20 protein-coding genes and 1 riboswitch are annotated in these 21,881 nt (G+C 68.0%); of the genes, 7 read left to right on the top strand and 13 right to left on the bottom strand.

Features of this window, described 5'->3' with window-relative positions; translation table 11 throughout:
* Positions 1–38 precede the first annotated feature (38 nt).
* The 7 genes from HT102_RS14705 to HT102_RS14675 form a co-directional block, all read right to left on the bottom strand.
* Positions 39–1,424, bottom strand: a complete 1,386-nt coding sequence (locus HT102_RS14705) for a class II 3-deoxy-7-phosphoheptulonate synthase (protein ID WP_192040199.1) — start codon at positions 1,422–1,424, stop codon at positions 39–41.
* Positions 1,425–1,518: 94 nt separating this feature from the next.
* Positions 1,519–2,016 carry a polyadenylate-specific 3'-exoribonuclease AS gene (locus tag HT102_RS14700; protein WP_192040198.1) on the bottom strand — a complete coding sequence of 166 codons (498 nt, stop codon included), beginning with the start codon at positions 2,014–2,016 and terminating at the stop codon, positions 1,519–1,521.
* A gap of 111 nt (positions 2,017–2,127) precedes the next feature.
* Complete coding sequence (locus HT102_RS14695; RefSeq protein WP_192040197.1) at positions 2,128–3,126, bottom strand: ROK family protein; 999 nt, start codon at positions 3,124–3,126, stop codon at positions 2,128–2,130.
* A 22-nt stretch (positions 3,127–3,148) separates the two neighbouring features.
* A complete protein-coding gene (locus tag HT102_RS14690; protein ID WP_192040196.1) occupies positions 3,149–3,679 on the bottom strand; it encodes a hypothetical protein in 531 nt (176 codons plus the stop codon).
* On the bottom strand, positions 3,664–4,881 hold the full coding sequence (locus HT102_RS14685; RefSeq protein ID WP_333473487.1) for an ArsA family ATPase: 1,218 nt from the start codon (positions 4,879–4,881) through the stop codon (positions 3,664–3,666). The genes HT102_RS14690 and HT102_RS14685 overlap by 16 nt, the downstream gene beginning before the upstream one ends.
* A 38-nt stretch (positions 4,882–4,919) precedes the next feature.
* Positions 4,920–5,360: an SRPBCC family protein gene (locus HT102_RS14680; RefSeq protein WP_192040194.1), complete on the bottom strand. Its 441-nt coding sequence runs from the start codon at positions 5,358–5,360 to the stop codon at positions 4,920–4,922.
* Positions 5,361–5,370: 10 nt separating this feature from the next.
* Entirely contained in the window at positions 5,371–5,772 is a 402-nt protein-coding gene (locus HT102_RS14675; protein WP_192040193.1) for a polyketide cyclase / dehydrase and lipid transport, read from the bottom strand.
* Positions 5,773–5,928: 156 nt separating this feature from the next.
* On the opposite strand from HT102_RS14675, the gene HT102_RS14670 reads away from it, so the two are divergent.
* The gene (locus tag HT102_RS14670; RefSeq protein WP_192040192.1) at positions 5,929–7,722 is read left to right on the top strand and encodes an AMP-dependent synthetase/ligase; all 1,794 of its coding nucleotides are present in this window, start codon (positions 5,929–5,931) and stop codon (positions 7,720–7,722) included.
* 255 nt (positions 7,723–7,977) lie between these two features.
* Here the strand turns inward: HT102_RS14670 and HT102_RS14665 are convergent, their stop codons facing one another.
* The 4 genes from HT102_RS14665 to HT102_RS14650 form a co-directional block, all read right to left on the bottom strand.
* The gene (locus HT102_RS14665; protein ID WP_192040191.1) at positions 7,978–9,123 is read right to left on the bottom strand and encodes a glycosyltransferase family 4 protein; all 1,146 of its coding nucleotides are present in this window, start codon (positions 9,121–9,123) and stop codon (positions 7,978–7,980) included.
* Positions 9,124–9,202: 79 nt separating this feature from the next.
* Positions 9,203–10,522 (bottom strand): hypothetical protein, encoded by a 1,320-nt coding sequence (locus HT102_RS14660; RefSeq protein WP_192040190.1) that lies wholly within the window; start codon positions 10,520–10,522, stop codon positions 9,203–9,205.
* A 130-nt stretch (positions 10,523–10,652) separates the two neighbouring features.
* Positions 10,653–11,696: an NlpC/P60 family protein gene (locus HT102_RS16370; protein WP_192040189.1), complete on the bottom strand. Its 1,044-nt coding sequence runs from the start codon at positions 11,694–11,696 to the stop codon at positions 10,653–10,655.
* Between the two features lie 180 nt (positions 11,697–11,876).
* Complete coding sequence (locus HT102_RS14650) at positions 11,877–12,482, bottom strand: C40 family peptidase (protein WP_192040188.1); 606 nt, start codon at positions 12,480–12,482, stop codon at positions 11,877–11,879.
* Between the two features lie 14 nt (positions 12,483–12,496).
* A riboswitch (cyclic di-AMP (ydaO/yuaA leader) is annotated at positions 12,497–12,658 on the bottom strand.
* 517 nt (positions 12,659–13,175) lie between these two features.
* On the opposite strand from HT102_RS14650, the gene HT102_RS14645 reads away from it, so the two are divergent.
* A complete protein-coding gene (locus HT102_RS14645) occupies positions 13,176–14,894 on the top strand; it encodes a DEDD exonuclease domain-containing protein (RefSeq protein ID WP_192040266.1) in 1,719 nt (572 codons plus the stop codon).
* The gene (locus HT102_RS14640; protein ID WP_192040187.1) at positions 14,891–15,166 is read left to right on the top strand and encodes an Lrp/AsnC family transcriptional regulator; all 276 of its coding nucleotides are present in this window, start codon (positions 14,891–14,893) and stop codon (positions 15,164–15,166) included. The genes HT102_RS14645 and HT102_RS14640 overlap by 4 nt, the downstream gene beginning before the upstream one ends.
* A gap of 48 nt (positions 15,167–15,214) precedes the next feature.
* On the opposite strand, the gene trpD is transcribed toward HT102_RS14640, so the two are convergent.
* Together trpD and HT102_RS14630 are read right to left on the bottom strand one after the other, a co-directional pair.
* Positions 15,215–16,324: an anthranilate phosphoribosyltransferase gene (gene trpD / locus HT102_RS14635; protein WP_192040265.1), complete on the bottom strand. Its 1,110-nt coding sequence runs from the start codon at positions 16,322–16,324 to the stop codon at positions 15,215–15,217.
* A gap of 64 nt (positions 16,325–16,388) precedes the next feature.
* Positions 16,389–16,856: a hypothetical protein gene (locus HT102_RS14630; protein WP_192040186.1), complete on the bottom strand. Its 468-nt coding sequence runs from the start codon at positions 16,854–16,856 to the stop codon at positions 16,389–16,391.
* 118 nt (positions 16,857–16,974) lie between these two features.
* On the opposite strand from HT102_RS14630, the gene ctaE reads away from it, so the two are divergent.
* From ctaE to qcrB, 4 genes are read left to right on the top strand one after another with little or no spacing between them, the layout of a single operon-like run.
* Positions 16,975–17,583 (top strand): aa3-type cytochrome oxidase subunit III, encoded by a 609-nt coding sequence (gene ctaE / locus HT102_RS14625; RefSeq protein ID WP_192040185.1) that lies wholly within the window; start codon positions 16,975–16,977, stop codon positions 17,581–17,583.
* 55 nt (positions 17,584–17,638) lie between these two features.
* A complete protein-coding gene (gene qcrC, locus HT102_RS14620; protein WP_192040184.1) occupies positions 17,639–18,526 on the top strand; it encodes a cytochrome bc1 complex diheme cytochrome c subunit in 888 nt (295 codons plus the stop codon).
* Positions 18,523–19,701, top strand: a complete 1,179-nt coding sequence (qcrA, locus tag HT102_RS14615) for a cytochrome bc1 complex Rieske iron-sulfur subunit (RefSeq protein WP_192040183.1) — start codon at positions 18,523–18,525, stop codon at positions 19,699–19,701. The genes qcrC and qcrA overlap by 4 nt, the downstream gene beginning before the upstream one ends.
* Positions 19,698–21,347, top strand: a complete 1,650-nt coding sequence (gene qcrB / locus HT102_RS14610; protein WP_192040182.1) for a cytochrome bc1 complex cytochrome b subunit — start codon at positions 19,698–19,700, stop codon at positions 21,345–21,347. Before qcrA ends, qcrB begins: the two co-directional genes overlap by 4 nt.
* Positions 21,348–21,881: the final 534 nt, after the last annotated feature.

Here is a 21,881-nt window from a genome sequence, read left to right as displayed (position 1 = left end):
GTGCCCTGCCCTGGCGAGGCGCCCGGGCGAAACGGGACCTAGCCGCGCAGCATCTCCGCGACCAGGAACGCCAGCTCGAGCGACTGCTGGGTGTTCAACCGGGGATCGCACGCCGTCTCATACCGGCCCGACAGGTCGAGGTCGGAGATCTCCTGCGCACCGCCGAGGCACTCAGTGACGTTCTCGCCGGTGAACTCGATGTGGATGCCGCCCGGATGGGTGCCGAGGGAATTGTGCACCTCGAAGAATCCTTGCACCTCGTCGACGATCCGATCGAAGTGGCGGGTCTTGTAGCCCGTGGTCGACTCGTGGGTATTGCCGGGCATCGGGTCGCATTGCCAGATCACCTGGTGACCAGTGGCCTGCACCTTCTCGATGATCGGGGGCAGCAGCTCCCGGACCTTGCCATTGCCCATCCGCGAAACCAGCGTCAGCCGGCCCGGCTTGTTGTGCGGATCGAGCCGCTCCACATACTCGACAGCCATGTCGGGAGTGGTGGACGGGCCGATCTTGAGTCCGATGGGGTTGGCGACCAGCTCGGCCAGCGCGATATGGGCGCCATCGAGCTGGCGGGTGCGATCGCCGATCCACAGGAAGTGCGCGGAGAGGTCGTAGAGACGGGGCTCATCGCGCCGCTTGTCGAGGCGCAGCATGGCGCGCTCGTAATCCAGCACGAGCGCCTCATGGCTCGCGAAGATCTCCACGGCATGCAATGCGGGATCGGTCACTCCGCAGGCATCCATGAATCGCAGCCCGCGGTCGATCTCGCTGGCGAGGGCCTCGTAGCGGGCGCCAGCCGGAGAGGTACGGACGAATTCGCGGTTCCACTCATGGACCTTGCGCAGGTCCGCGAGGCCCGAGCCCGTGAGCGCGCGGACCAGGTTCATCGCGGCGCTAGCGTTGGCATAGGCGCGGACGAGGCGGGAGGGATCATGCTGCCGGGTGTGCTCATCGGGCGCCAGCGAGTTGATCATGTCGCCCCGGTACGTGGGCAGGCCCAGCGCATCGACATTGGCCGAGCGCGGCTTGGCGTACTGCCCGGCGATGCGCGCGACCTTGACCACCGGCATGCTCGCGCCGTAGGTCAGCACCACGGCCATCTGCAGCAGGGTACGAATGTTCGCGGTGATGTGCGGCTCGGTGTTGTCAGCGAACGTTTCCGCGCAATCGCCGCCCTGCAGCAGGAACGCCTCGCCCCGCGCGACGGCGGCGAGCTTCTCCTGCAGCGCATCCACCTCGGGCGCCACGGTCACCGGGGGCACCGATTCGAGCACCGTGCGCATCGTGGCGGCCTGCCCGGCCGGCCAGCCCGGTTGCTGCATGGCAGGCTTGGCGAGCGCGGCATCCAGCCGTTCCCGCAGGTCACCAGGCAGCGGCGGGAGCTGCGGCAGTTCATCGATCGCGACGTCGACAGTCCAGTTCACTCCCCTAGCGTAGGACGTTTGCGGTCGTCTTCGCTCATGAGGGTGGAAATTCACAGCTCAGCGGTGGCTGTCGCATCGGCGTCGCCCGGTGGGGTCAGCGCCGGGACCTGCGATCTCGCAGTGCCTCGATCGACAGGAAGCGCTGCGCGTTGTGACGGGCGTCGGCGAGCGCGTCATGCACGTCATCAGGGGCGGGGGGCAGCTCCGGCTTGCCATGCGCCTCCCAATGCTGCTTGATCTCGCGCGTGAAGCGCGGCATCCCGCGGGGCAGGGCCGTCATAGCTCCCCAGAGCTGGCACAGTGCCACGTGATCGTAGGCACCGACCCACGCCCAGAGCTCGACGTTGCCATCGGCAGGCTTCAGGAAATCCGTGAGGTCCTCACGGATCTGGCTGCGGCTGCGCCACACCTGCGAGGACGGTGGCGGGAGCTTCGGCAGCACATGGGTGCGCACCCACGTGCCCGCCCGCCCGGCGTCGAACTCGGTGGATACCGCATAGAACTCCCGGCCGTCCTCGGCGACCACCGCGATCGAGACCAGGTCGATGGTGCGGCCGTCCTCGATGAACTCACAGTCATAGAAATAGCGCACGAGTAGTTGAAACCGCCTGTCTGTAGTGGTCTGGTGGCCCGCTCGCCAAGCGAGCGGTGTGAAGTCTATTGGCTGCCCGCCTAGCGCCGCGCGCGGTCCCCACCACGCGCGTCATCGCGGTCCCGCTTCGCGCGCCACCGCGGCGCGCGCGAGATCGGCGGCCCCGATCACTGCCGCATCCTCGCCCATCTGGGCGCGACGGATCCTGGCGAGCGGTCGATGCCCCGCCCCGGTGATCATCATCGCGTAATGCTCGCGCGCCTCGTCGAGGAACAAGGGGGCCGCGCTGCCCACGCCGCCGCCAAGCACGATGAGATCAGGATCGTAGATATCGCTGACCATCGCGAGCCCCACTCCGAGCCAGCGGGCGAACTCGCTGACCGTCGCTTCGGCAAGCACGTCCCCGTCCTGCGCCGCGGACATGATGCGCCGGCCCGAAACGGACTCGGGGTCGCCGCGGAGGTCGCGCGCTAGCGGCGAGGCGAGACCAGGATCGTTCGCGAGCAGCTCGATCGCGGAATCTATGAGACCGGTGCCACTGCAGTAGCGCTCGAGGCAGCCCCGCTTCCCGCACGGGCACGCGCGACCCTCGGGCACGACCTGCAAGTGGCCCAGCTCGGGCGCGACCCCATGGCTGCCCCGGTAGATCTCCCCGCTCATCAGCAGCGCCACCCCGATCCCGGTTCCGATCGCGAGGGTGACCACGTTCTCGCCGCCCATCCCGGCCCCGAACCGATGCTCGGCCCACCCCGCGGCATTGGCATCGTGCTCGACGACCACCGGAACGCCCAGCAGCCGCTGCATCGTCTCGCCCACAGCCGTGCCGCGCCACGGCAGATGAGGGGCGAATCGCAGGGCGCGACGGTCCTTGGTGAGGAAGCCCGCCACGGCCAGCCCCACCGCTGCGATATCGTGGCGCGCCATCAGGCCACGGACAGCACCAGCGACGGCCTTCTCGAGGGAACGCACCGAATGCGGGGTCGGCGCATGGATCGTGTCGATGACGGTGGAGTCGGGGGCGACGACCGCAGCGCGGATATTGGTGCCCCCGATATCGACGCCGACGGCAAGCGGCTCGATCGTGCCGGGATGCCCTGATCGGGTGCTCATGGGCCCGATCCTGCCACTGCCGCTACGTGCCGATCAGCACGGGGATGGGTTCGAACCGCTTCTCGCGGACCGGATGGGGGCGCGGATGCTCCCCTCCTGCCCCAGGTTGCCCGGTAGCAGGACGCTTCGACGAGGCACGGGCCCGCTGAGCGTGGTTCCTCGCCGCGCCGCCGTTCTGGGCATGGGCCGCGGGCGCGAATCCCCGGGCGAGGTCGAACATCGAGTTCAATTGATCGACCAGGATATCGTCGATCGACTCCTCGTCCTCGTTCTCCACGATCGTGCGCAGGAACCCCAGCACCGTGGCGCCATGCCGGGCAAGGACAGTGATGAGCTCATGGTTCTCCCCGCGGGCAAGAGCAACAACCGCGCACACCGGGCACCAGGTGCAGGCCGCTCCCCCGGCCGGCTCATGCTCCTCGTCCGCGTAGGCACGCAAAGCAGGCTCGAACTTGTCGATGATCACCTGGGCAAGCATGCGCAGCTCGCGGGCCGCGGCACGCAGGGCGGGCTGGGGCTCGGCGGTGGGCGAACCGTCTACCACTGTGGCCATACCTCCGGGTTGGGTCTGAAGCGTATCTGGAGCTCGCTGCCCTCCATGCGCGCGCCAATGACCAGGCACCGCCGGAGCACCGGGGCCAGCAGGACCCGCCGACGGATCCCCGCCGCGCCCACGATGAGATCGTCTCCGATCCGGCCGAGGCGCACCGAGGCTGGGTCAACGAGCGGGAGCTCCATCGTCAGAAGGTACACCGCATTGAGGTCCTCCCCGGTCTCGCACGATACCCGTGGGACACGGCGAGCCGCGACCTCCCCCGGATCGCCCCCTCGCGCGCCGATCCCCGGAAGGACCACCGCGAGCCGGTGCAACGCGTCCGGGCCAACGGGCTCGGCCGCCGCGTGATGGACACGGAGCAGCGGCACCGCGCCGAGCGCCCCGCCGAGCTCATCGAGGACGGCCTTCTGCTCCGCGAGGCGCGCGCTGTACCAATGGTGGATGGGATCGTCCGACGGGGAGCACGGATGCGGCTCGAGGACACGATTGGCGATCACCGTATCGAGGTTCATGCCGAGCAGCGCCATGGCTGTCACCGTGCGCCGGGCCTCCTCCATCACCACTTTCTCCGGGGTGAGCACCAGCGCTACGCGCACTGTGCTCGCGCTCGTGAGCCGCGACCGCAGCCGCGCCGCGCTCGCGGTGATCGCATCGAGGATCTCGGCGAGCATGCCGGGCCCACCGGGATGCCCCAGGGACTGGAGCCGCCTGTGCTGGGGCCAGATGCGATCCGCGTACGCCTGGACCGTCTCGGGGAGGGTGATCAATCGGAGCGTCTCAGCGGTGGGCGCGCAATCGACGATCACCTCGTCCCACTGCCCGCTCTCGGCGAGCCGCATGATCTCGACGAGCGCGAGCAGCTCCTCCGCGCCGGGGACCACGGTGATCTCCTCGGGCTCGAGGGACAACCAATCGATGGCCTCGTCGCCCTCGTTGCCAAGCCGCGGACCGATCCGCTCTACCAGGCTCGTCCACAGGGATTCGGCGAGCGCGACGGCATCGATATGCCGCGCATGCAGCAAGCCGTCCTCCAGATGCCACGATCCGTCGTCCCCCGCCGGGCCATCGAGGCCATATGCATCGGCGAGCGAATGGGCCTGGTCGGTAGAGATCACGAGGGTCCGGCGGTCCTGCCTCGCGCTCGCGACCGCGAGCGCCGCCGCGAGGGTCGTCTTTCCTACCCCACCCTTGCCGACGATCAGCGTGATCGGGGCACGGGTGGTGCCCTGGTCTTCGGTCAGCGCTCGACTCGCTTCTTGAGCTCCTTGAGCGCGGTATCGGTGATGACCTTCTCCGCGCGCCGCTTGAGCAGTCCGATGACCGGGATCGCGAGGTCCACCATCAGCTCATAGGTGACCCGCGTGGAATTGCCGTCGGGCAGCGGATCGAGCACGTACGAGCCTGACTGGGCCTTCTGGATGGTGCCGTCCTTGAGCTCCCAGCTCACCGCGAGGCCATCGGGCGACCAGCGGTACAGGAGATCATAGCTATCCTTGATAACCCCGGCGTCGAGCTCGAAGTGCACGCGCGCAGCATGCCCATTGGGCAGCGTAGATACCACGCGGACCTCCTTGACGGCCGAGACCCAGTCCGGATAGGCGGGAAAGTCCGCGATCACCGCCATGACACGCTCGGCCGGGGCTTCGATCACGATCGACTGCGTAGTCCTTTCCGTCATGATGCAAACGCTACCCTGCCGCGGGGGCCGCCACAGCGGGCTCGCCGACTCGGCGGCCCCGTTCCGCCCCCATCTTTGCCTCGAACGCCATCGCCCGGCCCTGCGCGCGCCGCGCCCGGTTGGCCCCGGCAAGGTTCTTCAGCACCGCCTGCGCACCAGGTCCGGCCGGTTCCGCGTGGAGGAAGTAGTGCAGGATCGTGCCGTCGAGAACCGCCTCGAGCCACACCTCCATCGTGCCGTCGAGGGGCCCATGGACCTGCCAGCGGATTCCCTTATCCGCGCGGTCCTCGCGCACTACCAGGTCCAGGCCTGGCCACCAGCGCCGCCACGTGGAACGGTCACCCAGAATCGCCGCGACCCGCACGGGCGCGGCAGCGATGAACGTGTCATCGGCGACATGAATGCTGCTCACCCCCTTAGCATCACATACGCGTTGGCAGCGCACCAGCACGGCTCCGGCGATAGCGTGCCCGCGAAACCCGCCTCGCTGGTCCTCCACCCCAGGCAAAGACACGTTAAAGTGTGGGGCACCACTTCAACGATGCACGGATGATCCCGGAGGTGCCTAGTGCACGAGTTCAGCGTACCGGCAACATTTACGATTCCTGAGGATGTGTCATGCGCGGATGCCGTCGCGCGCAATGCCGCAGAAAGCCCCACCTATCCCCTGTTCCAGCGGCTTGTTGACGGCGCCTGGGCAGACATCACCGCCGCCGATTTCGCCAAGGACGTGACCGGGGTCGCCAAGGGCCTTATCACTGTCGGCGTGAAGCACGGGGACCGCGTAGCACTGCTCGCCAACACTCGGTACGAGTGGACCGTCCTTGATTACGCGATCTGGAGCGCGGGCGGCGTGACCGTGCCGATCTACGCCTCCTCGTCCTCCGACCAGGTCGAGTGGATCCTCGAGGACTCCGCCGCCGTCGTCCTGGTCGTCGAGACCACCGAGAACGCGACCGCCCACAAGGCCGTCACCGATGCCGCCAAGGCCCTGAAGAAGGTCCTGGTGATCGACGAGGGCGCCCTCGACGAGCTCGTCGCCGCCGGGGCCGATCTCGACGATGACGTCGTGACCGAGCGGGTCAACAGCCTCAAGGCGTCCGATCCCGCCACCCTGATCTACACCTCCGGCACCACCGGACGGCCCAAGGGCGTGCAGCTCACGCACTACAACCTCCAGGCCGAGGTCAAGTCCATCCTCGCGTCGAGCCTGTCGTCCTACCTGCAGGAGGACTCGCGCACCCTGCTGTTCCTGCCGCTCGCGCACATCTTCGCCCGCGTGATCAGCATCGCGTGCGTCGAGGCACGCGTCACCGTCGGGCACACCTCCGACATCGCCAACATCGTCGAGCACCTCGGCACGTTCAAGCCCACCGTCCTCCTCGCGGTTCCGCGCATCTTCGAGAAGGTGTTCAACGGTGCCCGCTCCAAGGCCCACGCCGCGGGCAAGGGCAAGATCTTCGACTCCGCCGCCGACACCGCGATCGCCTACAGCAAGGCCCTCGATGAGGGCGGCGCCAAGTTCGGCCTCAAGGCCAAGCACGCGCTGTTCAGCAAGCTCGTGTACAAGAAGCTGCTCGCCGCCCTCGGCGGTGAATGCACCGGTGCCATCGCCGGTGGCGCGCCCCTCGGCGCCCGCCTCGGCCACTTCTTCCGCGGCGCCGGCCTGACCGTGTTCGAGGGCTACGGCCTCACCGAGACCAGCGCGGCGATCACCGTCAACACCCCGGACCACAACCGCATCGGCTCGGTCGGTCGTCCCCTGCCCGGCTCGAAGGTGCGCATCGCCGAGGACGGCGAGATCCTCCTCGCCGGCCCCGTGGTGCTCGAGGGCTATTGGCAGAACCCGAAGGCCACCAAGGAGTCCATCGAGGATGGCTGGTTCCACACCGGCGACCTCGGTTCCCTCGACGAGGACGGCTACCTGTTCATCAATGGCCGCAAGAAGGAGATCATCGTCACCGCTGGTGGCAAGAACGTCTCCCCCGCCGGTCTCGAGGACGTGCTGCGCTCGAGCGCGATCATCAGCCAGGCCATGGTCGTGGGCGACCAGAAGCCATTCATCGGTGCGCTCCTCACCCTCGATCCCGAGGCGCTGCCCGGATGGCTCGAGCGGCACGGCAAGTCGGGCGATACCGCCGTCGATGCGGTGCGCAACGATCCTGACCTGATCGCCGAGATCGATTCCGTGGTCAAGCAGGCCAACCAGACGGTGTCGAGCGCGGAGTCCATCAAGAAGTACAAGATCCTCCCGATCGACTTCACCGAGGCCACCGGCGAGCTCACGCCGTCGATGAAGCTGAAGCGCAAGGTCGTCGCGGAGAAGTTCGCCGACGAGATCGAGGCCCTGTACCAGAAGTAGGACCTGGCCTTCGAGGATGTGGCCCGCCGCTCATCGCGGCGGGCCACTTTCGTTTCTCCCGCCTGCTGTGGGGCCCGCGGGGCGGGCGGCGCGGGCGGGGCGCGGGCGGCGCGCGGGCGGCGCGGCAAAAGCACCGGAAACGGCCAAACGCGATAGAAAATGCGGTGGGATATCCGTGGTTTCTATCGCGTTTGGCGGCAAGCGCGGCGAGCGCGGCGTGCCGCCCCCGGCGCGGCCCGCCGACAGCGCCCCGCTCTAGGCGCGCACCCCGGTACCGTCGAGGAAGCCGCGCAGCCGCTCGGCCATCGTCTGCCACTGCCAGTTCTCGGTGACCCATTCGCGCCCCGCGCGCCCCATCGAGCGCGCGCGATCGGGATCCGCCAGCACCTCGGTGATCGCATCGGTGATCTCGCTGATCGACCGGCCATCCACCACGTGACCGGTCTCGTGATCGACCACCGTCTCCGGGGCGCCGCCCGACCTGCCCGCGACCACGGGTACGCCCGACGCCGAGGCCTCCAGGAAGACGATCCCGAGCCCCTCTACATCGAGGCCAGCGCCCCGCGTGCGGCACGGCATCGCGAACACATCGGCCATGGCATGGTGGGGGGCAAGCTCCGCCGCGGGCACTGTCCCGGTGAAGATGACGTCGTCGGCCACCTCGTGCTCCCGCGCGAGGGCGCGCAACCGGTCCCCGTATGGGCCGCCGCCCACGATGACGAGGGCAGTTCCGGGAACACGGCGCTGGATCCCCGGCAAGGCACGGATCAGCATGTCCTGCCCCTTGCGGGGAACCAGGCGCGAGAGGCACACGATAACCGGGCGGTCGCCGAGCCGATAGCGCGCCCTCATCTCCGCGCGCGCGACCTCGTCCGGGCGGAAGACATCCGTGTCCACGCCGGGCGGCAGATGCTCGAGCGCCGCGTCCGGGCCGAACGCCGAGGCGAAGCGGCCCCGCGTGTACCGGCTCACATAGGTCACGACATCGGTGGAATCGCCGATCATGCGCAATGCCTGCCGTGCCATCGGCACCATCGACCAGCCCACCTCATGCCCGTGCGTGCACGCGACGGCCCGCTCGATGCCAGCCCGCCGCAGCATCGGTGCGAGCAGCGCCAGGGGTGCCGCGGCACCGAACCACACGGCCGAGCAGTCGTGGGCGCGCACCAGCTCCCGGGAGCGGCGCAGCACATCGGGCGAGGGCACCATTAGCGTCGTGGGGTGCCGCACCACCTCGAACGGTTGCTGCGCGTCGAACCGCGTGTGCGAGTCCTCCCGCCAGCGGGGCGCGTACACCACCAGGTCGTCGGGCGGAAGGAGCGAGGCCAAGGTATGGATATAGGACTGGATGCCCCCCGGCCGCGGCGGGAAGTCATTGGTGACGAGCAACGTGCGACGCATGCTTCATACCGTATGCGCATTGCGGGCGCCCCACAGGACAAGGCGCGGGCTTCGCAGCGCCACCGTTGCCAGGGCCGCGCTAGCGCACGAGCCAGCGCCCCCACCCCTCGACGGCCTCGGGCAGGGTGACCTCGGCTGTGTCCTCGAGGGCGCGGGAGAACTCCTGCGTGCCGCCGCCCTCGGCGTCTGCCATCCGATAGGCCTCGATCACGGTGGCATCCCCGTGGGTCGCGGAGAGGTAGGCGACGAATGTCCAGGCGAGCTCGTAGGCGAGGAGCGATGCGGGGCCGCCCCCGGTGAAGTGATCATCGCGCGGCAGGCTGTCGGGAGGCCCGTACCGCTCGACGAGGTCCATCACGTGTGTGGCGTCGCTGCGAGGCTCCGGATAGCGGTCCCCTTTGGCAGCGAGCTCAGCGATTCCCTCGACGAGCCACAACGGCATGGGGCTTTGGGAGCGGGTGAGCACATGCGCGATCTCATGGCTCAGCGCGGCGAGCTGGCCCTCCCTGTTGAGTCCCGCGTATGCCTGGCCAGCAATTATGATGCGCTGCCCTGACCCTGGGGATGGGGAAGCAACCGGGTTGGCTATCGCCGCCGCGACCACGGCGGTTCCCGATCGGGGAGCGGTGCCCTCGTGCGCTGCCAGCCCGCCTCCGGTGAGGGCCTTGAATTCATCGTCGCTGCTGGCGATCTCGACGATGATCGGCCTATTCTCCCCCGGCTGGGGCCAGCGCCGCGTGACTGCGGCGGCGGCTTCCGGCAGCAGCTCGACCACCTCGAGGGCGAGCGCTTCGTCCCCGGGATGCGCGATCACGAGGGCACCATCCTGCGATTCCCGCTCGACCGTTGGCCCATGGTCCCAGGGCACTCGCGACCAGGTCGCGGGATCCGGTTCCCGAGCTCCGCCGATCAACCATTGCGTGCCATCGAGCACCAGGCTCATGTCGCTGGGCCTGTCGACCCCTGGCTCCTCTCCGCCGTTGCTGTACCTGAGCCTGATCTCGGGAGCCCAGGCATCACGGACTCCCTGTTCCTCCACGTCCTCGGTGGCGACGAATGCCTCGGGGCCATCGGTGACGGCGTAGGTCCACTCGTCGAGATCGGATGCCGCGAGGTTGCGGGCCCGCTCGAGGTGAAAGGCCCGGAATGCCTGCGGCGCGCTGGGGTGGATCATGCCGCTCGTTCGGACGGTGTCGCCTGCGAGCTGGGCACGCGCGAAGCGGTCGAGAAGCTCCTGGGCGGCATCCCGCCGTTGCTCATCGAAGCTGGATGCTCCGGCGGCGGTCCGGCCCGGGGCAGTAGGTCCGGCGCCGCTCGGATCGCCGGTGCCCGCCGTGTCCCTGGTGCCCGCGCAGGCTGGCAGGGCTATCACGGCAAGCAGGAGCAGGGCAGCGAGCACCCCGGATCTCGATGAAGGGGCGCCCCGGGTTCCCGACCATGGGGACGCCGGGCGCGGGCGGCTGGTCGTCGGCCGCGGGCAAGGCACGTGCCCAGGCTATCGCGGGCAGCCCGATCGCGGCTGCCTGCTGCTAGTACCGGCGGATCGAGTGGATCGGCGCGTTGTTGACCGTATCGACCTTGACCGGGACCCCGAAGGTCGAAGCGTGCACGATCTGGCCGTCGCCGATGTAGAGACCGACGTGCGAGGCATCCGAGTAATAGGTGATGACGTCACCCGGTTGGGCCTCCGAGGGGGAAACGGGCATGCCGCCAACCGCTTGCTGCTGGCTTGTGCGGGGAACGGAACGTCCCGCCTGGTGGTGAGCCCACATGACGAGCCCGGAGCAGTCGAACTCCTCCGGGCCGGTGGCGCCCCACACGTACGGCCGGCCCAGGCGCGTCAGGGCGGCCTGCACGATTGCCGCGCCGGTCCCGGATCCACGGACCGCGCCCGTATCGAAGCCCTGGGGCATGATCGAGCCTGCCCACTCGGCCCGCTCCTCGGCGCTGAGGCTCTCGTAGAGCGCCTTGATCTCGGCGATCTGCTGCTCGAGGCTCGCGCGGTGCCGCTCGACCTCGTCGCGGTGGGCAGCGGCAGCGACGGTGAGCTCACGGAGCTGCTCCGCGGTGGTCGCAGCATTCGCGGCGGCACGCTTGAAGCTCTCGCGCGCCGACTGGAAGTCCTTGACCCGCTCGCCGGTGTCACGCGTGATGACATCGAGCGCGGACATCCGGGTAATGACGCCTTGCGGCGAGTCACTGGTGAGGAGCGCATAGATGGGATCGACCCTGGTGCCCCGGTAGTTCGCCCGGGCATGCGCGTCGACGAGGACTTGCAGCACCTCGATCCGGCTGCTGGCCTCGGCCTCCGTGCGGAGATTGCCCTCCTGGCGGGCTTCGGCCGCGGCGAGCTCTTCCTGGAGGCGCGCGAGCTCCTCCTCCGCGGCGAGCACCTCGTCATTGGCCTTGGTGGCCGCGCGGCTGAGCTCCGACAGTCGGTTCAAGGCATCGGTGGAATCGGTGATGACAGGATCCGCGCTCGCCGGGGTCATGCTGGGCAGGCCGATAGGCCCAGCAAGGACAAGCGCAGCTAGCACCATCGTGATCAACGCACGGCGTGAACCTGCGATCACCAGCATCGCTCCTAAGCTCCTGGACGGATGTGCTCGCGCGCGGATCGCGCGCGCCTCCCCCGTTGCATCTCGATGAGATTACGATCCTGCTCGCGTGGTGTCCATTCGTCCACCACGCGCGCTAATGGGCGGGAGCCGTGGCTCCCGCCCATCGCGGTGGTTCCCTGCGCTAGCTAGGGATCACGCGTAGCGACGCGCGCTGTGGAACGGCATCATGCTGACGGGATCGACGCGGACGGGCGACGAGGAGTTCAGCGCGTGCACGACCTGGCCGTTGCCGATGTAGATGCCCACGTGCGAGGCGCCTCCGTAGAAGCCGATGACGTCGCCGCGCTGCAGGTCGTTGTAGGCGACGGGAATGCCGGCGCTGACCTGCTGCTGGCTGGTGCGCGGCACGTTGATGCCGGCCTGGCTGTGCGCCCACTGGACGAGCCCGGAGCAGTCAAAGGCGTTCGGCCCGCTCGCGCCCCACACGTAGGGGGAGCCAACCTTGGTCAGCGCGATGTCAGCGACCTGGTTGCCACGCGAGAACGGGGCAGCGATGTGCTGCGGCGCGAAGTTCGGGGCCTGGATCTGCGGGAGGTTCGGGATCTGCGGGACCTCGATGACCGGGACTTCGAAGTTGGTGGGGATCGCGAGGTGGTCCGGGACGTCGAAGGTGCCGATGCCGGGGATGGTCACGGGCGCTGCCATGGCGGGCGCGGCGGGAATCGCGATGACTCCGGCGGAAAGTACTCCGGCGGCGACTGCGTTTCGAACGGTCCGCTTGAGCGACGTGGTGGCCATAGTGATGGTTCTCCGTTTCTTCCTGGTTCCGCTGACCGAGTTAGCTGACGGGTTCGGGCCTGGAAGATTGCCCTACCCACGCGGGATCGCTGTCCAGCGTGGGATTCACCCCACGTAACGGTGGTTCCCCGGTTCGCGTGGCGGTCGGGTGCCACGCGATTAAGCGGTGTTGAGAGCGGCGCCATCCCGGTCGGGTCGGCAGGACTCCGCTGTGTCTCGAAAAGATTACGAAATGGACTCGGCTTCGTCCACGACCTCCACGGCGATCCGCCCTTGTGGTATAGATCACACTCGCTTCTGGTAACGCTTGCCACGCCGCTGATTTCGCGCATAACCCACGGTCAGCGCGATTGCCGGCCGCGTCGCCCCCGCCAGTGAGCCCGCATCGGGCGCCAGTGTCCCCAAGGTCCCTCTTAACCTGCCCCACTGCAGGTGAATCATGGGATGAATGCCCTGGCCAACAACTAAAATGGCTGGCAACAGGGCGCTAGCACGTGATCGCATAGCGAACCTTGCCTTTCTGGGCAAGCCGGATCCAGCGAGATGCCACGCACACTGAGAAAAACCTGTGGGCCTTCTCTCACTTGGCGTCCCGGCGCGTCGCGCGGTCTCCCCCGCCCCTCGACAGGACTGTCGGACCCTGTGACTACGCTGTCCGGCGTGCCCACCCCACCGACCTTGCCACCAGGCCAGATGAGCCTCCCCGAGCTCGAGGACACACTGCGCGACACCACTTTTGTCATCGTGGACCTCGAGACAACCGGTGGCAGCCCCGAGAACGACTCCATCACCGAGATCGGTGCGGTCAAGGTGCGCGGCGGCGCACGCATCGGCGAGTTCGCCACCCTCGTCAATCCCCAGCGGGAGATACCGCCCTACATCATCGAGCTCACCGGCATCACCACTGCCATGGTGCGCGAGGCGCCCCCCATCAGCGAGGTGCTCCCCGCGTTCCTCGAGTTCGCCCGCGGCTGCGTCCTCGTCGCGCACAACGCCCGCTTCGATACTGGCTTCCTCCGCGCCGCCGCCGCACGCCTCTCGTTCGACTGGCCATTCCCCCGGGCGCTCTGCACGGTGGTCCTCGCCCGCCGCATCCTCGACCGGGGGGGAGCCCCATCGGCCAAGCTCTCCGCGCTCGCCGCGCACTTCAATGTGCCCAACTCGCCCACGCACCGCGCGCTCGACGACGCCCGCGCCACTGTTGACGTCTTCCACGCCCTGCTCGAGCGCGTCGGCAACCAGGGCGTGCAGACACTCGACGAGCTCGAGCAGTACTACCCGCGCGTCCCGAGCACCGTGCGCGCGAAGCGAACCCTCGCCGATGACCTGCCGGACGGGCCCGGCGTCTACATCTTTCGCGGACCATCCGACGAGCCCCTCTACATCGGGACATCGAGCAACCTGCGCAAGCGCGTGCGCAGCTACTTCACCGGATCCGAGAAACGGACCGCGATGCGCGAGATGATCGCGCTCGCCACGCGGGTCGACCACATCCCCTGCTCGCACACCATCGAGGCCGGGGTCCGCGAGCTGCGCCTGCTCGCCGCCACGAGTCCGCCCTACAATCGCCGGTCCACGAGCCCCCGGCGTGCCTGGTGGATCAGCCTCACTGACGAGGCGTTCCCCCGCCTCGTGGTCGCCCGCACCGCTCGCGTGCCCTCCATCGGCCCATTCTCGAGCCGCGCCAATGCCCAGGAAGCAGCCGAGGCCCTCGCGACCGGGCTCGGGCTCCGCACCTGCCGCGCACGACTCGGCGCCACAGCCATCCACCCCGCCGACTGCGGCACCACCAGCGCCTCGCCGTGCGCCGCCTCCAGGCACGGGAGCCTCGTCGCGTCCGGCTACGCAGAGATCACCGACCATGCGCGCGCCACCATCGCCGGGCACGACAACACCGTCCTCGACGAGCTGCGCCAGCAGCTCGAGCAACTCGCCGCCGCCGAGAAGTTCGAGACCGCGGCACGCCTGCGCGACCGCGCGGCCAACCTCGGCCTGGCATTGCACCGCAGCCAGCGCCTTGCCTCGCTGATCCGCATCGATGAGATGGTTGTCGGGCGCCCCGACGGGCAACGCGGCTGGGAGATCGTGGTCATCCGGCGCGGCCGCCTGGCCGCGGCTGGCGTCGCGCGCCAGGGCACCTCGCCCCTACTCGTCGCCGAGCACCTTCAGGCAGCAGCCGAGACCACGATTCCCAATGAGGAGCCGCTCGAAGGAACCCATCCCGAGGAGATCGCGCTCCTCCTCGCCTGGCTCGACACTCCAGGCACCCGCATAGTCACAACGAGCCACGGGTTCCATCAGCCCGCGCGCGGGGCCGCCCAGCACGCCGACTGGTGCCAGCAGGCACGCACCGGCGCGCGCCGCGACCAGCTGCTCCGCCCGGATCGCCGAACGGATACCCTCACAGCATGATCACCGCGATAGTCCTGATCCACACCGATCCGCACAGCATTCCCGAGACCGCGCAGGCCGTCGCTGACCTGCCTGGAGTCTCCGAGGTCTACTCGTGCGCGGGCGACATCGATCTCATCGCGATCCTCCGGGTCGGGGACCACGAGCAGATCGCGCATGTTGTCACCGAGCGCATCACCAAGATCCCCGGGGTGCGGTCGAGCAGCACCCAGATCGCGTTCAAGCAGTACGCGAGCAGCGATGTCGAGGCTGCGTTCTCCCTTGGGGACTGACAGCCCCAACGCACTCAACTAGCCGCGCCGGGCCCCGGTCCACTCGTGCTACGCCCGCTGGGTCCAGTCCGCCCACGCATGCAGCAACGTCGCGGCCGCACCACCATCGATGGCCGCCTCGACCTCCCGCATCGCCTCGCCGATCGCCTCGTGCACATCCCCGCGCACGCCCTTGTACGCCGCCACCGCGGCAGCGGAGTTCAGCACCACCGCATCGCGCACCGCGGACTTCTCGCCAGCGAGCATCCGCCGCGCGATCTCCGCGTTGTCCTCGGCGTCCCCGCCTGTCAGGTCGCCCGGCTGCGAGCGCTCGATGCCCACACGGGCCGGATCGAAGCTCTCCTGCCGCACAGTCCCATCAACGACCACCTGCATCGTGGTCGTGGTGGTCGTGGTGATCTCATCGAGGCCGTCATCGCCCCGCACCACCAGCACTGAGCTCCCCCGGTCCGCGAATACCCCCGCCAGCACCGGCAGCAGGCCCGGGAACGCGCAACCCACCAGCCCGGCACGCGGCTGCGCAGGGTTCGTCAAGGGCCCCAGCACGTTGAACACGGTCGGGATCCCGATCTCGCGGCGCGGCGCGCCCGCGAACCGGTAGGCCGGGTGGAACACCGGTGCGAAGCAGAAACCGATGCCCACCTCCCGGACGCTCCGAGCCACTTCCTCCGGGCCGAGATTGATGCGGATGCCCAGCGCCTCCAGCACGTCGGCGCCGCCACTGCGCGACGATGCCGCCCGGTTGCCATGCTTGACCACGTTGATGCCGGTGGCGGCCACCACGATCGCGGACATCGTCGAGATATTGACCGTGTTCGACTTGTCACCGCCCGTGCCCACGATGTCGACCGCGTCGGTGCAGTCCTCGACCCGGCGCGCGTGCGCGAGCATCCCCGACGCGAGTCCACTCAGTTCCACAGACGTCGGGCCCTTCATCTTCATCGCCACGCCGAACGCCGCGATCTGCGCCGGGGTCGCCCGGTCCGACATGATCTCGTCCATCGCCCATGCGGTCGCCTCCGCGGGCAGGTCACTGCGGGAGGTAAGGGCCTCCAGCACGGTCGGCCATGCCAGGGCCGGAGTGTCCAGTGTCCCGTCAGTATCCCTCGTCTCGGGTCGCGGAGTCTTTAAGGTCGCGGGGTGCAGCGTCGAGGACATCGTAGTGCGGTTGCGGCCGATGGCCGGCGCCATTGCCCCCAATGCCGATCTGATCCGGCGCAGCTCAGCCAGCGCGCTGCCACGCTTCCCAGCCGAGCACATCGCCACCGTGCCGCGACAGCAGGCTCGCCATCCTCGAGCCCTCCTGTGCGCACCACAGCCCCGTGATCACGCCCACGCGCTGCACCGTGACCACCTCCTGCGCGGCGTCCTCGGCAGTCCGGAGGGAATAGCCCTCGGCCGCGAGCGCCTCCACGACAGCCTCGGCCCGCCTTCCCGGTACCGCGAGATCGAACCGCAGCACTCCTTGATCGCCCGGGCTCCAGCGCGGGGACGACTCGATGAGATCCACGACCGATACCGCTGGATCGCGCGTGCCCGCCACGAGCACTAGATCATCAGCATCCGGATCAAGGGGCTCGGCAGCCCGGCGGCGCCACCGGGCCAGCAGGCGATCCAGCATCGCGCCACGCTCCTCCGCGAGACTCTCGGCACGCACCTCGCGGTGCTCGCGGACCAGCCTACGCGACACGCCGCGGGCCCGAATCGGCAGCAAGCAGACGTCCACCAACTGGGAAAACGATGCCAACATCAACCCAAATCAGGACCCGGCTGCACGTTTAGTACGACGAGACGTCATACTTCCAAGTGTGACGAGCGCAGTAGGGAACTCAGGAACGGCAATCACACAACGTGTGCACTCGCTGAACCGCCCAAACATGGTCAGCGTGGGCACGATCGTGTGGCTGTCAAGCGAGCTCATGTTCTTCGCCGGCCTCTTCGCGATGTACTTCGTGTCGAAGGCCCAGGCCACCGAGTGGCCGCCACCACCCACGCATCTCAACATCCCCTTCGCACTGATGATCACCACCGTGCTGGTGCTGTCATCGTTCACGTGCCAGATGGGTGTGTTCGCGGCGGAACGTGGCGACGTGTTCGGCCTGCGGAAGTGGTACTACATCAGCTTCCTCATGGGCCTGTTCTTCGTCGTGGGCCAGGGCTACGAGTATTACGAGCTCGTGCACACCGGCACCACGATCTCGAGCAGCGTGTACGGCTCGGTGTTCTACATGACCACCGGCTTCCACGGTCTGCACGTGATCGGCGGCCTCATCGCGTTCCTGTACATCATCGCGCGGACCACCATGAGCAAGTTCACGCCTGCTCAGGCAACCGCCGCGATCGTGGTCTCCTACTACTGGCACTTCGTGGACATCGTGTGGATCGCACTGTTCGCGACGATCTACTTCATCCAGTAGCGACCACACAGCGCCAGCCCCGTCCAGCCCGTCCCCCATCACCAAAGGGATCTCGATGAGCTCATCTCCTCCACCCCCAGCCGATGCCCCCGGCGGGGAGGCAGTAGCGCCGGCCGCGCAGGCCGGCACACCGCCTCGCCGCTCCCGCCGCGCGCGCAAGCTGCGCCGCCGCGCCACCGGAGCCGCGCTGCTCCTTGCTGGACTCACCGGCGCGGGCCTGTTCGCCGCGGCGATCACCCCGGATGCGCATGTCGCGACCGCCAACGAGGACAGCGCCGCGCTGATCCGCGAGGGCAAGCAGATCTACGACGTGTCCTGCGTCACCTGCCACGGCGTCAACCTCCAGGGCGTCGCTGACCGCGGCCCCAGCCTGATCGGCGTGGGCGAGGCATCCGTGTACTTCCAGGTCGCCTCCGGCCGCATGCCTGCCATGCGCAACGAGGCCCAGGCAATGCGGAAGATCCCCAAGTTCGAGGAGCGCCAGATCGACGCCCTCGGTGCCTACATCCAGGCCAACGGTGGCGGTCCTGTCGTACCACGCGATGCCGGCGGCGAAGTAGCCACTGCCTCGCTGCGCGGCAACGATCCCGCCCGCGGCGGCGAGCTGTGGCGCCAGAACTGCGCCTCCTGCCACAACTTCACCGGCCAGGGCGGGGCCCTCTCGTCCGGCAAGTGGGCACCCTCGCTCGTCGGCGTCCCCGAGCCCGACATCTACACCGCCATGCTGACCGGCCCGCAGAACATGCCGAAGTTCTCGGATCGCCAGCTAACGCCCGAGGACAAGCAAGACATCATCGCGTTCGTCAAGTCCGTTCAGGAGACCCGCAACCCCGGAGGCTACGGCCTCGGCGGGTTCGGCCCAGTCTCGGAGGGCATGACGATCTGGGTACTCGGAATCTCAGTGGTCGTCGGCGCCACGATGTGGATCGGAGCAAGGTCATGAGCAACGCTGACCGGAACACTCCAGGGAACAAGAATCCCTCGGAGGAAGAACTGGCCAGCATGAGCCAGGAAGAGCTAGCGCGGCTCGGCACCAACCTCGATGACGTAGACGTCATCTTCCGCCGCAACCGCTGGCCCGCGAAGGGCACCAAGGCGGAGAAGCGCGCGGAGCGCCAGATCGCGTTCTGGTTCGCCCTCTCGGGGCTCTCCGCACTGGCCTTCATCGCGGTGTTCCTCTTCTGGCCGTGGGAGCACAAGAGCCTCGGCGAGGAGGGCTACAACCTCTACAACTGGGCCACTCCGCTCTACGGGCTCACCTTCGGCATGGCGATCCTCAGCATCGGCATCGCCGCGGTGCTGATCGCGAAGAAGATGATCCCCGAGGAGATCGCCGTCCAGCAGCGCCACGACGGTCCCTCCGACGCGGTCGACCAGAAGACCTCTGTCGCCCTGCTCAAGGACGCCTACGACACCTCCACCATCGGTCGCCGCAACATGATCAAGCTGTCGGCGATCTTCGGTGTCGGCACCTTCGCGGTCGCCGCGCCCGTCGCTCTCGCCGGCGGCATGGTGAAGAACCCGTGGGCCGACGGCGATGATTCACCGCTGTGGACTTCCCCATGGGATCCCGACTACCCGGGCCAGACCGTCTACCTGCGGCGCGACACCGGTCGCATCGACGACATCGTTCTCGTCCGGGCCGAGGACCTCGACGCCGGCGCGATGGAAACTGTCTTCCCCTTCAAGGAGGAATGGCGCGGCGACCTCTACAAGCTGCGCTACTCCCTGCGCCACCAGTACGCGCCGGTCATGCTGATCCGCCTGCGCAGCTCCGACACCGCGCGAGTCGTCAAGCGACAGGGCCAGGAAGACTTCAACTACGGCGACTACTTCGCCTACTCGAAGATCTGCACCCACCTTGCCTGCCCGACCTCACTGTACGAGCAGCAGACGCAGCGAATCCTGTGCCCCTGCCACCAGTCGCAGTTTGATGCGCTCCAGTACGCCAAGCCCGTGTTCGGTCCGGCGACCCGAGCGCTCCCCCAGCTTCCGATCACTGTGGACGAGGAAGGCTTCCTCGTAGCACGCGGCGGCTTCATCGAGCCCGTCGGACCGGCCTTCTGGGAACGGCCCAACTACACGGAGATCCCAGACCTCGGGGAGCGTGAATCATGAGCACGAGTCAAGCGATACAGGATCGCGCTAACAAGGAAGCGGCCAAGGCCGCCACCAACATGGACCAGCGGTACCGCATGGCCGCAGGCATGCGCCGCCAGATGAACAAGGTGTTCCCCACCCACTGGTCCTTCTTGCTCGGCGAGGTCGCGCTCTACAGCTTCGTCATCCTCCTCGTCACCGGCGTGTACTTGACGTTGTTCTTCGACCCGTCGCTCGCGCACGTGATCTACGAGGGCCCCTACCAGCCGTTGCGCGGCGTCGAGATGTCTCGCGCCTACGAGACGGCCCTCCAGATCTCGTTCGAGGTCCGCGGCGGCCTGTTCGTGCGGCAACTTCACCACTGGGCGGCGCTGCTGTTCGCGGCATCGATCATCCTGCACCTGCTGCGCGTGTTCTTCACCGGCGGATTCCGCAAGCCACGCGAGGCGAACTGGGTCATCGGTTCCATGATCTTGGTCCTCACCATCGCCGAGGGCTTCATGGGCTACACCCTCCCCGACGACCTGCTCTCCGGCATCGGCCTTCGCATCACCTCCGCGATCATGCTGTCGCTGCCCGTGGTCGGGACCTGGATCCACTGGTTCGTGTTTGGTGGCGAGTTCCCTGGCGAGCTGATCATCGCCAGGCTCTACGTCGCGCACATCCTGCTCATTCCAGGGCTCCTGCTCGCGCTGATCGCAGCGCACCTCGCGCTGGTGTGGTACCAGAAGCACACCCAGTTCCCCGGCCCCGGCCGCACTGAGAACAACGTCGTCGGCGTCCGGGTCCTCCCGGTGTTCGGTGTCAAGGCGGGTGGCTTCTTCGGCATCATCTTCGGCATCCTCGCCCTGATGAGTGGCTTCCTGCAGATCAACGCCATCTGGAACCTCGGGCCATACAATGCCTCCCAGATCTCAGCGGGATCCCAGCCGGACTTCTACATGTTCTTCACCGAAGGAATGGCGCGCATCTGGCCCGCGTGGGACATCTACATCGGCAACTACCTGATCCCATCGGTGGTCGGCGTCGCCGTCATTCTCGGAATCGTCTTCGCGCTGCTGTTCACCTATCCGTTCATCGAGGCGAAGCTCACCAAGGATGATGTGCACCACAACATCCTGCAGCGTCCGCGCGACGTGCCTGTGCGCACCTCGCTCGGCGCGATGGCGCTCGCGTTCTACGCCGTGCTGTTCCTCATGGCCATGAACGACATCATCGCGTTCAAGTTCCATATCTCTCTGAACGCGACCACCTGGCTCGGTCGCCTCGGCCTGATCGTGCTGCCGCCAGTGGTGTACATCATCACCTACCGCTGGTGCATCGCCCTTCAGCGCTCCGACCGCAAGGTGCTCGAGCATGGCATCGAGACGGGCATCATCACGCGCCTGCCGCACGGCGAGTACATCGAGCTGCACCAGCCGCTCGGCCCAGTCGACGAGCATGGACATCCCATCCCGCTCCCCTACCAGGGCGCGGCGATCCCCAAGCGGATGAACCAGCTCGGTGCCGCAGGAGCCCCAGGTTCCGGCAGCCTGCTCACCGCGGACCCGTCCGACGAGCGCGAGCTGCTCGAGCACGAGGAGCACGAGGCCCATCTCAGGCAGGCCCAGGCGCTCCGCGCGCTACAGCAGCGCGGTATCGAGAAGGGCGAGGACGATCACTGATCGGTCCTAGCTAGCTAGCGCCGCACGGTCCTACCGAGCGCCGCACGAGCTCCACGCGAAGGCCCCCGGGAATCCCTCCCGGGGGCCTTCGCCCTTGCGCATGCACGGTGGCCGGTCAGGCTCGTCGTTGCGCATGCACGGTGGCCGGTGAGGCTCGTCGCCCGCCGCCCAGGGTTCGGAGGCAGATCGGTCGTCTTCTCGTCCGTGAGTGGAGACTTTTCCCGGTGTCAGCGGGGGAAGTTTCCACTGGCGCGGCGTCGGGGCGCGGCGCGGTCTCGCGGCGCAGGCGCGGCGCGGCGCGGGCTTGCGGCGCAGGCGCGGCGCTCGGGCGCTGGCCCGCCCTCTCGACCGAGCCCAAGCTGCAAACGCGATATCCGGCCCCTTCTATCGCGCCAATTTCCTATCGCGTTTGGCCGTATCCAGTGCTTTTGTTGGCCAGCGGCTGAGATCTACCGACATCCGGCCCCCAAACCTGGCGGCACTCGGCCGATCCCTCGGCTCCCTCGGCGAGACTGCACGTGGGTTACGGGGCCC

This window comes from Lolliginicoccus lacisalsi, from assembly GCF_014841105.1.
GTDB classification, from domain to species: Bacteria; Actinomycetota; Actinomycetes; order Mycobacteriales; family Mycobacteriaceae; genus Lolliginicoccus; species Lolliginicoccus lacisalsi.
This window is presented reverse-complemented; position numbering and strand designations above follow the sequence as displayed.

Bases quoted from the DNA above. Each gene is read 5' to 3' on its own strand.
- HT102_RS14695 (WP_192040197.1), bottom strand. From the start codon at position 3,126: ATGAGCACCCGATCAGGGCATCCCGGCACGATCGAGCCGCTTGCCGTC.
- HT102_RS14690 (WP_192040196.1), bottom strand. From the start codon at position 3,679: ATGGCCACAGTGGTAGACGGTTCGCCCACCGCCGAGCCCCAGCCCGCC.
- HT102_RS14680 (WP_192040194.1), bottom strand. From the start codon at position 5,360: ATGACGGAAAGGACTACGCAGTCGATCGTGATCGAAGCCCCGGCCGAG.
- HT102_RS14665 (WP_192040191.1), bottom strand. From the start codon at position 9,123: ATGCGTCGCACGTTGCTCGTCACCAATGACTTCCCGCCGCGGCCGGGG.
- HT102_RS14650 (WP_192040188.1), bottom strand. From the start codon at position 12,482: ATGGCCACCACGTCGCTCAAGCGGACCGTTCGAAACGCAGTCGCCGCC.
- HT102_RS14645 (WP_192040266.1), top strand. From the start codon at position 13,176: ATGAGCCTCCCCGAGCTCGAGGACACACTGCGCGACACCACTTTTGTC.
- HT102_RS14640 (WP_192040187.1), top strand. From the start codon at position 14,891: ATGATCACCGCGATAGTCCTGATCCACACCGATCCGCACAGCATTCCC.
- trpD (WP_192040265.1), bottom strand. From the start codon at position 16,324: ATGTCCTCGACGCTGCACCCCGCGACCTTAAAGACTCCGCGACCCGAG.
- qcrC (WP_192040184.1), top strand. From the start codon at position 17,639: ATGAGCTCATCTCCTCCACCCCCAGCCGATGCCCCCGGCGGGGAGGCA.
- qcrA (WP_192040183.1), top strand. From the start codon at position 18,523: ATGAGCAACGCTGACCGGAACACTCCAGGGAACAAGAATCCCTCGGAG.
- qcrB (WP_192040182.1), top strand. From the start codon at position 19,698: ATGAGCACGAGTCAAGCGATACAGGATCGCGCTAACAAGGAAGCGGCC.